Below are 12,473 nucleotides of genomic sequence, written 5' to 3'. Positions count from 1 at the left end.
AAAGGGAATCAGGCGATGGCGGTGTCCAGGGCGATCTCGACCATCTGGCTGAAGGTCTGCTCGCGCTCCTCGGCGGTGGTCTTCTCGCCGGTCTTGATGTGGTCGCTGACGGTCAGGATGGTCAGCGCCCGCGCCTTGAACCGGGCGGCGATCGTGTAGAGCGCCGCGGACTCCATCTCCACCGCCAGCACGCCGTAGTCGGCCAGGGTGTCGTAGAGGTCCGGCCGGTCGGTGTAGAAGGCGTCCGCCGCCAGGATCGGCCCGACCCGCATGCTGATGCCGCGCCGCTCGGCCACCTCGACCGAGGTACGCAGCAGCCCGAAGTCGGCGACCGGGGCGTAGTCGATCAGCCCGTCGAACCGCATCCGGTTCATGTTCGAGTCGGTTGACGACCCGATCGCCGCGACCACGTCGCGCAGCTGGAGGTCCTCGGTCAGGGCGCCGCAGGAGCCGACCCGGATCAGGGTCTTCACGCCGTACTCGTTGATCAGCTCGTGGGCGTAGATGGAGGCGGACGGCATGCCCATGCCGGAGCCTTGGACGGAGACCGGCACGCCGTTCCAGCGGCCGGTGAAGCCCAGCATGCCCCGGACCGTCGAGTAGCACGTGGCGTCCTCGAGGTAGGTCTCCGCGATCCACTTGGCCCGCAGCGGGTCGCCCGGCATCAGGACCCGCTCGGCGATCTCTCCCGGCTTCGCGCCGATGTGCGTACTCATGGCAAAGATCCTGCCAGGCCGGAGGCGGGCATACCGGTTCGGCATCCAGACCGGCGGTCCTGTACCCTCGTCGGCGGTGGCGTGTCCGAGTGGCCTAAGGAGCACGCCTCGAAAGCGTGTGAGGGTTTACGCCCTCCGCGGGTTCAAATCCCGCCGCCACCGCTCGTGAACAGCGAGAACGCCCGGACGATCCGCGAGGATCGGCCGGGCGTTCTCCGTTTGCGGTGCGGGTGGCGACAGCCGAGCCTGCCGCGCATCGACCGATCGGCGGACGGTGCCGGCCGGTCGGTGGTCGACCTGCCCGTTCGCCCAGTTATCGCCGATCGTCCATCCCTCTACGGTGTCGGGGCACTTTACGACGATCGGGGGGTTTTGGTGGGTCGAAGAACTATGAGTGCATCGCTGGTGGCCGTGCTGGCCGGTCTGGCGGTGGGTGCCCCCGCGCAGGCGTCGGACGACGTGCGAGTCATCACGCGGGAGGGCGTCGTACTGCAGCACCACCGGGTGGCGAAGGCGACCACGCCGATGCGGGGGACCGGTGGTACCCGTTCCGACTTCGACGGCGACGGCGTCGACGACATCGCCGCCACCGCTGATCCTCTCAACGAAAATCTGCCCTCGGGCGCGACCGGTCTGGTCGTCGTGTGTTACTCGTCCGCGCCGCAGGTCGACTACCTCGTGGGTGGCGCGACGCCCGAAGGTGGTAGCACCGGCTTCGGGTGGGCGCTCGCCGCCGGGGACTTCAACGGCGATCGGTACGACGACCTGGCCATCGGCAACATGGACGAGTTCGACCCGGGAAACAAGTCCCACGCCGGCGGGGTCTGGGTCATCCCGGGTAGCAGTGCCGGCCTGGTGGTCGATGCGGCGAAGCACTTCAACCAGAGCTCACCGGGTGTCCCGGGCGCGTCGGAGAACCAGGACTGGTTCGGTGCGACGCTGGCGGCCGGCGACATCAACGGGGACGGCCGCGAGGACCTCGCCATCGGCGCGTACGGGGAGGGGATCGGGGCCAAGACGGGCGCCGGCGCGGTCACCGTCCTCTTCGGTGGCGCGACCGGCCTGACGGCCACCGGGGCCCAGTACCTCCAGCAGGACCAGGCCGGGGTGCCGGGTGCGGCCGAGCGCGACGATTACTTCGGCTTCTCGCTGGCGATCGGGAAGGTCAACAACAACCGTTACAACGACCTGGTGATCGGCGCACCGCTGGAGAACAAGGGCGCGTCCTGGGACGGCAGCGGCATGGTCACCCTGATGTGGGGTTCGCCGAGTGGCGTGTCGTCCACCGGCGCCACCTCGGTCACCGGAGCGGCGGTGCGCCCGGCGACCGGCCAGCCTGACACCATCGCCTGGTACCTGGGTGAGACGCTCGCGATCGGCGACGTGAACGGGGACGGGTTGGGCGAGGTCGTCGCCGGCGCGCCCAGCGCCCAGTCGCCGGACATCTACGGCGGCCTGATCGCGGTCTTCACGGGGCGGACCGCCGGTTTGTCCGGCGGTGCGGTCCGGATCGTCACGCAGCGCACCGCCGGCGTGCCGGGGGAGCCCGAGGGCTACGACCGCTTCGGCGCGTCGCTGGCGACCGGTGACGTGACCGGTGATGGCCGGGCGGACGTGCTGGTCGGCTCACCGGGCGAGGAGGTCGGCCCGACGGACGAGGGCGGGGTGGTCACCCTGCTCAAGGGTTCGGCCTCGGGGATCACCGGTAGCGGTGCGCAGGCCTTCGATCAGAACCACCCGAACATCCCGGGCACGGTCGAGCGCGGTGACAAGTTCGGCGCGTCGGTCGCGGTGTTGAATCTCAACGGCACCGGCCCGTTGGACGCCGTCGTGGCGTCGACCGGGGAGGAGGTGGCCGGCGACGCCGTGGGGTACGCGTCCGGTTCGATGGTGCCGTTCCACGGTTCCAGCGGTGGGCTCGTACCGCAGTTCGTCTCGTGGAGCGGTGCGAGCCTGCGTACCGACCGGATCTGGCCCACGCATTACGGCGTCCGGGTCGCCGGGCCGCAGGGCGGCGGCGGTAGGTACTGACCGGCTGCGCCATCGACGGAAGCGCCTGGTCGGTCCGCGAGGATCGGCCGGGCGTTCCGCTTTCCGGCGGACGGATCAGGCACCCCTGCTCCGACTCACCGCCCTCCGGCACGGCGCGCCGACTCCCGCGTCCGGGCCAGGTCGTACGGCCGCATCGACCGTTCGACGGACGGTGCCACCCGGTCGCGGCCCGACCTGCCCGTTCGCCCAGTTATCGCCATTCGTCGTTGCCTCTAACGTGTCGAGGCAATCCACGACGATCGGGGGATTCTGTGGGCCGAAGAACTATGAGCGTGCCGCTGGTGGCGGTGCTGGCCGGACTCGCGGTCGGTGCCCCCGCGCAGGCGGCGGACGACGTCCAGACCCTCAGCCGGGACGGCATCGTCCTCCAGCATCACCGGGTGGCGAAGGCGACCACGCCGGTGCGGGGTACCGGTGGTACCCGTTCCGACTTCGACGGCGACGGCATCGACGACGTGGCCGCCATGGGTGATCCCTCCAACATGAACCTGCCCCACTACCCGACCGGCGTGGTCGTGGTGCGCTACTCGTCCGCTCCGCAGGTGGACTACTACTTCGGAGTGCTGTCCGGTGACGGCGGCTGCGGCTGCTTCGGCTTGGCGCTGGCGGCGGGCGACTTCAACGGAGACCGGTACGACGACCTGGCGATCGGCGACTCCGACGAGGTCGATGCGGGCAACAAGGCCCACGCCGGTGGGGTGTGGGTCGTCCCCGGCAGCAGCAGCGGCCTGGTCTTCAGCTCGGCGAAGCACTTCAACCAGAGTTCGGCGGGCGTGCCCGGTGCGGCGGAGAACCAGGACCGGTTCGGCGGGACGCTGGCGGCCGGCGACATCAACGGGGACGGCCGCGAGGATCTGGCCATCGGCGCGTGGGGGGAGGCGGTCGGGACCAAGACTGAGGCCGGCTCGGTCACCGTCCTCTACGGCGGGTCGACCGGTCTCACCGCCACCGGTGCCCAGTTCCTGCAGCAGGATCAGGCCGGGGTGCCGGGTGCGGCCGAACGCAACGACAAGTTCGGTTTCTCGCTGGCGATCGGGAAGGTCAACAACAACCGCTACAACGACCTGGTGATCGGCGCGCCCTTCGAGAACGACGGCACGTCCTGGAACGGCACCGGCATGGTGACCCTCATGTGGGGTTCGCCGACCGGCGTGTCGTCCACCGGCGCCACCGCGGTCACCGGCGCGGGAATCCTCGGCTCGATCGGCCAGACCGGCACCATCGCCTGGTACCTGGGCGAGACGCTCGCCATCGGGGACGTGAACGGCGACGGGTTGGGCGAGGTCGTGGCCGGTGCGCCCAGCGCCCAGACCCCGAACATCTACGGCGGCCTGATCGCCGTGTTCACGGGGCGGACCGCCGGACTGTCCGCCAGTGCGGTCCGGGTCGTCACGCAGCGCACCGCCGGGGTGCCGGGCGAGCCCGAGGACAACGACCGCTTCGGCGCCTCGCTGGCGACCGGTGACGTGACCGGTGACGGCCGGGCGGACGTGCTGGTCGGCTCGCCGGGCGAGGAGGTCGGCCCGACGGACGAGGGCGGGGTGGTCACCCTGCTCAAGGGCTCCGCCTCGGGGATCACCGGTAGCGGTGCGCAGGCCTTCGATCAGAACCACCCGAACATCCCGGGCACGGTCGAGCGCGGTGACAAGTTCGGCGCATCGGTCGCGGTGCTGAACCTCAACGGCACCGGCCCGTTGGACGCCGTCGTGGCATCGACCGGCGAGGAGGTGGCCGGCGACCCCGCCGGGTACCCGTCCGGTTCGATCGTGCCGTTCCACGGCTCCACCGGTGGGCTCGTACCGCAGTTCGTCTCGTGGAGCGGCGCGAGCCTGCGTACCGACCGGGTCTGGCCTCAGCGGTACGGCTTGCGGATTGCCGGGCCGCAGAGCGGCGGCGGGATCTACTGACGGCACCACCTGCGCGGACGCCCGGCCGGTCCAGGTGGACCGACCGGGCGTCCGTCATCCGGTCCGGTGTCCCACCCACGACTGCCGTCACCACGAAGAGATCATCTGATCCGGCAGGCCGGTCCTCCTACCTTCGGCCACTAGCGTCCCGACGGTGCCGGCCGGGCCTCGCCGCGCCCGCGCCTACCCCTAAACTTGCTCCGCACGTAATCGTGGATCTTGGTCTCGAGGGGGTGGGACGTGCGCGTCAAGCAGTTGGCACGGCTCATGGTTGTGGCGCTCGGCGCGACGCTCGGCGTCGTGTCGCCACTGAACTCCGGCTTGGCGCACGCCGACAGCGCCGTCGGGCTCGGCATCGGGACGTACGCGCAGATGGTCGTCGACTCGGCGCACGGGCATCTTTTCTTCAGCCCCGGGCGGACGGGGACGGGCGTGCGGGTGACGGACCTGGCGGGCGGTTCGCAGACGACGATCCCGAACCTGCCGGACGCGTCGGGCATGGCGCTGAGCCCGGACGGGGCGACGCTGCACGTGGCGCTCATCGAGGCGGGCGCCATCGCCGCGATCGACACCAGGACGCTGACCGAGACACGCCGCTACAGCATCGGCGCCGGCACCTGTCCCACCTGGCTCGCGCCCGCCGGCGGGAAGCTCTACTTCGGGTACGGCTGCACGTACGGCAAGGGCCTGCTCGGCTCGCTCGACCTGCGCGGAGAGGCGCCGGTCATGGCCCTCGGCCTGCCGCTCGGCGGCACGTTCGTCCGGCCCCCGTTGCTGCGGAGCAGCCCGGCCGACCCGGATCTGCTCGTCGTGGCGGACCGGTCCTCCGTCACCACCCCGTTCCCGGGCAGAGCGACCGTGTACGACGTCTCGTCCGGTACTCCTGCGCTGGTCGCGTCCATGCCGTCGGACACCTGCACCGGCCTGCACGACGCGGCGCTGACGCCCGACGCGAGCAGGGTGATCCTGGGCTGTTCATTTCTGAACGGCGACCAGACGGCGGCCGCCACCCAGCACGCGGGGTTCTCGACGGCGGACCTGTCGGCGGCGGGCGAATACCCGTCCGGCACCTGGCCGACGGCCGTGACGACGTCCCCGAACGGCTCCTTCGTCATCGTCGCCAACACCAACAGGTCGGCGGAGACGTCCTCGACTGTCCGGGTCGAGCGGCTGGACGGGAGCCACGTGCGCAGCTACAAGCTGCCGACGGACACCCACGTCGAGCGGCAGGGCCTCGCCGTCAGCGCCGACAACCGCACGCTCTACGCCGTCACCACCGACCACACCGGCACCAACCCGACCCTCCGGCTGCTGACCGACTTCACGAAGACCGAAACTTCGCTGACCCTGTCGACGCCGTCGAGCACGTACCGGACGAAGGTCACGGTGACCGGCACGTTGGCGTTCACCGGTGTCGCCGTGTCGTCGCCGTGGACGCTCCAGGTGGCGAAGCGGGACCTCTTCGGCACCCACGTCCTGCCGAGCGTCACGACCACCGCGAACGGGACGTTCTCCTTCACCGACACGCCGCGGTTCGGCGGGGCGAACACCTACACCGTCACCTTCCCCGGCGACGCCGGCCACCTGGCGTCCAGCCGGTCCGTCACCGTGCAGGTGTCCCTGTTCACCACCGCCACGACCCGGCAACCCACGACCGGGGTCGCGCCGCGACGGTGATCGCCCAGGCGGCGACCACCGGCAGATCCTGCCGCCAACGCTCGTGAAATGCGGAACGCCCGGTCGGTCCATGAGGACCGGCCGGGCGTTCTTCGCGTGTACGGCCTGGTCGGTGGGCCGGCCCCGCAGGGCCGGCCCACCGAGGCTCACGTGGTCGGGGCGCTGGCGTCCCGGTGGGTGAGCCGGTACGTGGCATCCTTCCCGTCCGTCTCGAACAGCACCGTGACAGGCCCGTCCGGCAGGCTGCAGGTCCGCGTCCCTTCGATTTCGAGTCCGTTCCGGCCGCACCTCCAGCGGCCTTGGCTGTCGAAGACCGACACGTCGGCGACTCCGGTGCCGGCGGTGCGCTTCCAGGTGAAGCTCTCCATCGCGGCGTGCTGGTCGGCCGGGATCGAGAAGCACACCACGAACCGGTCCGCCCCGGCGGTCACCGCGGTCTCCACGTCCCTGGACAGCACCGGGCAGGCGGGCGGCTCGTCGACCCGGGAGAAGGCCATCGCGTACGTGGCGGTGGGCCTGTTGATGACGCCGTTGATCAGGGCGAAGAAGGGGGCCTGCCCGATCAGCTCGCAGCTGGTCGTGTTCGGCCAGTCGCACACTTCGGTGCCGGTGGCATCCACCACCCTGGTCTCCGTCCGCCTGTCCAGGAACCCTTCGACCGGCTCCGACCGTACGACGCGGGAGCCGGGCGGGCTGGTCAGCCGGAGGCAGTTGATCTGCCCGGCGACCTGGAACGCGCCCCGGTGCGGCGCGTCCCGCCAGCCGGCGTCCGACACCGTGGCGCAGTCCGACGGCGTCCACGGAACGAGCGTGGCGGCGTGCTGGACGTCGTTCTCGACCACGCCATGCGGCTCGAACACCAGCGTGTACCGGCCGGCGGTGGGAAGGTCGCAGCGGCCGACGTGGCAGATCGGCCGCCCATCGCGGTCGAACACCAAGCTGATCACGGCGTCATTGGTCGCGCTGACGGTGCGGAGCCGGTAGCTGCCGGCCTCCGCGATCTCCACCGTGCGGCAGCGGATCCCGGTCAGTGCCGGCGCGGCGTCGTAGCTGCCGGGTCGGAGGGTGGAGCAGCCGGCGGCGTCGGTGAGCCGCCGGATCTGCACCTGGTACGTGGGGTCGAGGCTGTCGGAGACCCACCGCGACGGAAACCAGATCATCCGGTAGGTGCCGTCGGCCGGGAGCACGCAGCCGCCGTCAGCGGGGGACCAGTCGTTCGGGGACAAGGTGGTGCAGATCCGGGTGCCGTTCTGGTCGACCAGCCACTCGATTGTCTCGACCGGCCCGGTGTACGCGACCACCCGGTCGCCGGCCCTGCCCTGGAACGGATGGCACGTGGTCTGCACCGGTGAGGTCAGCCGTACGTGCAGGGTCGGCTGGTCCCAGGAGGTGCCGGTGCTCGCCCCGCACCCGTCGACGCGGTGCAGCGGGGTCACCGCCACCTGGTAGTCGCGCGCCCTGGTGTCGTTGCCGCTCCACGGCAGCAGCGTGTACTGCCCCGCCGTGGGCAGGTTGCAGTACTCGACGGAGGACTGATCGCAGATGTACCGCCCGACGTTGTCGTACAGTCTCCACTCCATCGCGGACGGGTCGATGCGGACCGTGACCTGAGCGGCGGTGGTGGTGGAGAACGAGTGGCAGGCCCGCTCGTTCGGCTCCAGCCGGCCCCGGCCGACGGCCGCGCCGGGGTCGCCGAACGGGGCCAGCGGCAGCGTCGGGCAGCCGACCGCCTGGGAGATGCGCGGCAGCCTGAGGTTGTACGCCGTCGCCTTGCCGTCGATGTGCTCGATGAAGACCCGGTACGGCCCGGCCGAGCTCAGCGTGCAATCGGCGTAGGTGACGTGGGACTGGCAGAGCTGCTGGTGGCGCGCGTCCGTGATTTCCGCCCGCAGGCCGGTGAGATCACGCAGATGCGGCTCGGCAATGAACAGCTTGCTGCCGATGGGCTGGTCAAACGTGAAGCACCGAGCGGCCGACCCGGCCGAGAGGGTGCCGCTGACCCCTGCCGACGCCCACGAAAAGGCGTCCGCCGGCAGTTGCTCGCAGGTTGACGGCGTCCGCCTCGACTCGACCGAAAGGGTGTAGCCCCCCTTCCCGCTGCCGTTCGTGGTGCTGACCGTGAGCGTGTAGGGGCCGGCGGGACCGAGTCGGCACTCGTCGAGGTATTCGTGGTAGGCGTTGATCTCGCAGGCCTTCCAGCCGTCCTGGTGGTTCACCCGGATGGTGAGGCTGACGCCGGGCGTCTCCACGACCTGGAGGTACAGCACGTCCGAGTCGGCGGTCGTGGTGAGGGTCCAGGTGTCCTGCGCCTGGCCGATGATCAGGCCGCAGTTGTTGACGGTGCCGAAGGTCAGCTCGCCGCCGCAGAACGAGCGGGGTTTCCGAGGGGACGGGGTGATCGTGGCCGACCGGGTACGGGTCTGCTCCGTGGTCAGCCCGGCTACCGTCGCTGTCGACGACGGCGCGGGCGTGGGAGACGTGACGCGGGCCGGGGTGGTCGGCGACGACGCCCGGGTGGTCGCGGTAGCCGTCGGCAACGACGCCGGGGACGCGGCTCCGGTGGGCGCGGTGGCGACGGACGAATGGGCGGTGACTGCGGTCGGCGTCGTGCCGCTGACGCCTGCGGCGGACGGTCCGACCAGGAACGCCGGGACGGTCAGCACCGCCGCAGCGACCAGCGCGAATCGGGAAACACCCCTACGCGGCCGATTCTCTGGGCAGGCGGACAGGGTTGTTCTCACATCAACTCCCCCATGAAATGCCGCGCGGCAACGCGCGGGCGAAGAGATGGTTCCACGGAAGGTGATCTTCGACAATCCGCCTTACCGGCCGGCGGAATACTCATCGGGTCGTCAGGTCAGTGCGAGAACGCCCGGTCGGTCCTGATGGACCGGCCGGGCGTTTCCGTTCTTCAGACCGGGCGGGGCAGGCACGACCGGAGAGAGGGCCGGCCCGCCGTCGCTTACGGCGCGGCGGCGTCCCGGTGGGTCAACCGGTATGTGGCGTCGACCGCGTCCGACTCCAGCAGCACCGTGACCGGACCCGCCGGGAGAGTGCAGGTGATCGTCCGCTCGACGGCGTACCCGGTCGGACCGCAGTACCGGATCCCCTGAGTGTCGATGATCGACAGGCGGGCATCCCCGGTGCCCGAGGTCCGGGTCCAGGTGAAGGTCTCCCGGGCGGCGTGCTGGTCCGCGGGGACCGACCAGCAGGCGACGAAGCGGTCCGCGCCGGTGGTGGCCGTGGCCCCCGCGCCGTCACGCGGCAGTACCGGACAGGCCGGTGGACCGTCGACCCGGCTGAAGGCCATTGCGTACTCGCTGACGGGGCTGCCCTCCGGGCCGGTCAGCACCGCGTAGAACGGTGCCTCGCCGGTCAGTTGACAGGTGTACTGGCGCAGTGACGAATAGTCGCACAGGTACGCGCCGGTGGCGTCCACGACGGTGATTTCCGGGCTCGCGTCGAAGCTGGTCTCGCCGGGCTGCGACTGGACGATCCGGGAGCCGGCCGGGCTGGGCAGCTGGAGGCAGTCGACCTGTCCGGAGACCGGGAAGCCGCCCCGGTGCGGCGCGTCCCGCCAACCGGCGTCCGACACGGGCGTGCAGTTCGACGGCGTCCACGGCAGCAGGACGACGGCATGCCGGACGTCGTTGTCGAGCACCAGGTTCGGTCCCGGGTCGCCCAGCACCAGGGTGTACCTGCCGGCGGCGGGAAGCTCGCACCAGCCGGTGTCGCAGACCCGCAGCCCTGCGTGGTCGTACACCCGTCCGTAGCGCTCGTAGTTGTCATCGTCGACCGCGCGCAGCCGGTACGTTCCGGCTGTCGGAGCATCCAGGGTGCGGCAACGGATTCCGCCGAGACCGCCGGTGGGCGCCGAGCCATAGGCGCCAAGCGTCACGGTGGGGCAGCCGACTGCGTCGGAGAGCCGCCTGACCTGCATCCGGTACGTCAGGTCGGTGCTGTCGTCGGACCAGTTGGCCAGGTACGAGACGACCCGGTACGTCCCGGTGGTGGGCAGCACGCAGCCATCCTGCTCCGACCATTCGGTGCAGAGCTCCGTGCCGTCGGCGTCGACCAGCCATGCCACCGCATCGTTGTACCGATCCGGGGCGGTGTACGTCAGGATCCGGTCACCGGCCTCGGCCTGGAACGGCTGGCAGTTGGTCTGTACCGGCGAGGTCTGGTGCAGGACCAGGGCGGATCCGTCCCAGCTGGTGCCGGTCGCCACCGCGCACCCGTCGGTACGGTGCAGCGCGGTCACGGCAACCTGGTAGTCGACGACGGTGCCGAAGTCGTTCTGGTTCTGCACCAGCAGGGTGTACGTCCCGGCGGTGGGCAGGGCGCAGTGCCGGGCGGACGAGTACTCGTCGCAGATTCGCCGGCCGGCGGCGTCGTACACTCGCCAGGACAGGTACTGGTCCTGGTACCGGTTGAAGCGGACCACGACCGCGCCGGGGGTGCTGGAGGTCAGCGAGTGGCAGGCGACCTCGTCCCGCTCGACGACCGAGCCCCGGCCGACCGCGGCGCCGGGATCGCCGAACGGGGCGATCGGCACCGTCGGGCAGCCGACCGCCTGGGAGAGGCGCGGCATCTTGAGGGTGTACGCCGCCTCGTTGCCGTACGTCTCCTGGAGGAAGAGCCGGTACGGTCCGGGTCCGGTCAAGGTGCATTCGGTGGTGTACCGGATCGGGCACCCCATCGGCTCGTACCCGCTGTCGAGGATGGTTCCCTGCACGTCGCCGGCACTGCTCGGATCCACCAGGTGCAGCCGGCTGCCGGTGGGCTGGTGGAACGTGAAACAGCGGGCAGCCAGGCCGGCCGGGAGGGTGCCGCTCACGCCTGCCGAGGCGAACGAGAAGAAGGCCTCCGGCAGGTTGTCACACTCCGACGGCGTGCGCATCGACTCCACGGAGAGGGTGTACGCCCCCTCGCCGGTGCCGTAGGTGGTCGACACGGTGAGGGTGTACGAGCCGGCGAGACCGAGCCGACACTCGTTGAGGTAGGGACCGATGTAGCAGAGGACCTGCCCGTTGCGGTCGGTGACCCGGGCGCCGACACCCGTGCCCGAAACCGCGTTCAGGCGGGCGTACAGGGTGTCGGAGTCGACGGTCGTGGTGAAGGTCCAGGCGTTCTGCTGCGCTCCGGTGATGGCGGCGCAGGTCGCGACCTTGCCGTAGGTCAGCTTCCCACCGCAGGCGGGGGGCTTGGTGCGCGGCGGTTTCACCGGCGGGGTGATGGTGGCCGACCGGGTGCGGCTCGGGCCTGTCGTCACCCCGGCGGTCGTCCGGTCGGTCGGCGGCGGCGTGCGCGTGGTGGACCCGGCCGGTGTGGCTGACTCAGCGGCGGCGGCCGGTGCCGGCCGGGGTGCCGCGCCGGCGGCGCCGGGTGCCACGAGAACGCCCGACATGATCATGGTGGCCGCCCCGACCAGCGCGAGCGGCGAGAGCTTGGTCCGGACCCGGATCCTTCGATGGGCGGGCAAGGTGGTTTTCACATCAACTCCCCCCGTGATTCCCGCCAGTGGGCGGGCGAGGAGATGATTCCACGGTCACCGATCTCCGACAATCACAAAGTGTCCGGAGGGCCGGGTCGGGGCCCGCTCAGCAGGGGCCGTAGCCCTCGTCGAAGAGCCGGCGGGCCCAGTCCGCGTACCCGGCGATGATCTCCCGGACCGAGGTGCCGTCGTGCAGGAAGAGGTACGCCCGGTCGCCGTCGCGGGCCAGCAGCCCATCGAACCGGTACGTCTGCTGTGGAGCGTCGAGCCGGATCGCCTCCGGATAGCTGATCAGCACCTCGTCGACCGGCGTGCCGACGGTGATCCCCTCCGGCGTGCTCATCGGGTCGTCCAGCCAGAGCAGCACCAGCCGGTCGTCCACGAAGATCGGGCTGGCCGCCCCGTGCCCGGCCAGCGTCGGGCCGCAGGCGTCGACCTCGGCGCGCAGCACGCCACGGCGGGTCAGCTCCTGCTCGGTGTCGCCGAACTCGATCTCGTCCAGTCCGCTCAGGTGGACCACCTCGGTGTCGCCGACCGGGCGGGCCGGCACGTCCGGCCCCTGTGGACGGACCCCGCTCCCCGAGATCGAGGCAGCCGTCAGCAGCGTGGCAATGAACACGAATTGTC

Annotated in this window: 7 protein-coding genes and 1 tRNA gene; 4 read left to right on the top strand and 4 right to left on the bottom strand. The window is 70.8% G+C overall.

Annotation, left to right across the window (positions count from 1 at the left end; all coding sequences use genetic code 11):
• Positions 1 to 8: 8 nt before the first annotated feature.
• A complete protein-coding gene (deoD, locus tag ACTWM8_RS29640) occupies positions 9 to 716 on the bottom strand; it encodes a purine-nucleoside phosphorylase (RefSeq protein WP_446211800.1) in 708 nt (235 codons plus the stop codon).
• A 75-nt stretch (positions 717 to 791) separates the two neighbouring features.
• On the opposite strand from deoD, the gene ACTWM8_RS29635 reads away from it, so the two are divergent.
• From ACTWM8_RS29635 to ACTWM8_RS29620, 4 genes are all read left to right on the top strand, one after another.
• Positions 792 to 878: transfer RNA gene (locus ACTWM8_RS29635), tRNA-Ser, on the top strand.
• Positions 879 to 881: 3 nt separating this feature from the next.
• A complete protein-coding gene (locus tag ACTWM8_RS29630; protein WP_446211799.1) occupies positions 882 to 2,747 on the top strand; it encodes a hypothetical protein in 1,866 nt (621 codons plus the stop codon).
• Between the two features lie 287 nt (positions 2,748 to 3,034).
• On the top strand, positions 3,035 to 4,675 hold the full coding sequence (locus ACTWM8_RS29625) for a hypothetical protein (RefSeq protein ID WP_446211798.1): 1,641 nt from the start codon (positions 3,035 to 3,037) through the stop codon (positions 4,673 to 4,675).
• A gap of 240 nt (positions 4,676 to 4,915) precedes the next feature.
• Positions 4,916 to 6,352, top strand: coding sequence for a hypothetical protein (locus ACTWM8_RS29620; protein WP_446211797.1), 1,437 nt, complete (start codon positions 4,916 to 4,918; stop codon positions 6,350 to 6,352).
• Positions 6,353 to 6,498: 146 nt separating this feature from the next.
• Here the strand turns inward: ACTWM8_RS29620 and ACTWM8_RS29615 are convergent, their stop codons facing one another.
• The 3 genes from ACTWM8_RS29615 to ACTWM8_RS29605 all read right to left on the bottom strand — a co-directional run bounded on the left by ACTWM8_RS29615 (position 6,499) and on the right by ACTWM8_RS29605 (position 12,447).
• Positions 6,499 to 9,015, bottom strand: a complete 2,517-nt coding sequence (locus tag ACTWM8_RS29615) for a hypothetical protein (protein WP_446211796.1) — start codon at positions 9,013 to 9,015, stop codon at positions 6,499 to 6,501.
• Between the two features lie 299 nt (positions 9,016 to 9,314).
• Complete coding sequence (locus tag ACTWM8_RS29610; RefSeq protein WP_446211795.1) at positions 9,315 to 11,846, bottom strand: hypothetical protein; 2,532 nt, start codon at positions 11,844 to 11,846, stop codon at positions 9,315 to 9,317.
• A gap of 106 nt (positions 11,847 to 11,952) precedes the next feature.
• The gene (locus tag ACTWM8_RS29605; protein ID WP_446214713.1) at positions 11,953 to 12,447 is read right to left on the bottom strand and encodes a hypothetical protein; all 495 of its coding nucleotides are present in this window, start codon (positions 12,445 to 12,447) and stop codon (positions 11,953 to 11,955) included.
• Between the last annotated feature and the right edge of the window lie 26 nt (positions 12,448 to 12,473).

The organism is Micromonospora sp. IBSANI012 (genome assembly GCF_052814045.1).
The sequence above is the reverse complement of the archived record's forward strand: the minus strand, read 5'-3'. Positions and strand labels throughout refer to the sequence as shown.

Coding starts and splice junctions, on each gene's coding strand:
- deoD (WP_446211800.1), bottom strand. CDS start 716: ATGAGTACGCACATCGGCGCGAAGCCGGGAGAGATCGCCGAGCGGGTC.
- ACTWM8_RS29625 (WP_446211798.1), top strand. CDS start 3,035: ATGAGCGTGCCGCTGGTGGCGGTGCTGGCCGGACTCGCGGTCGGTGCC.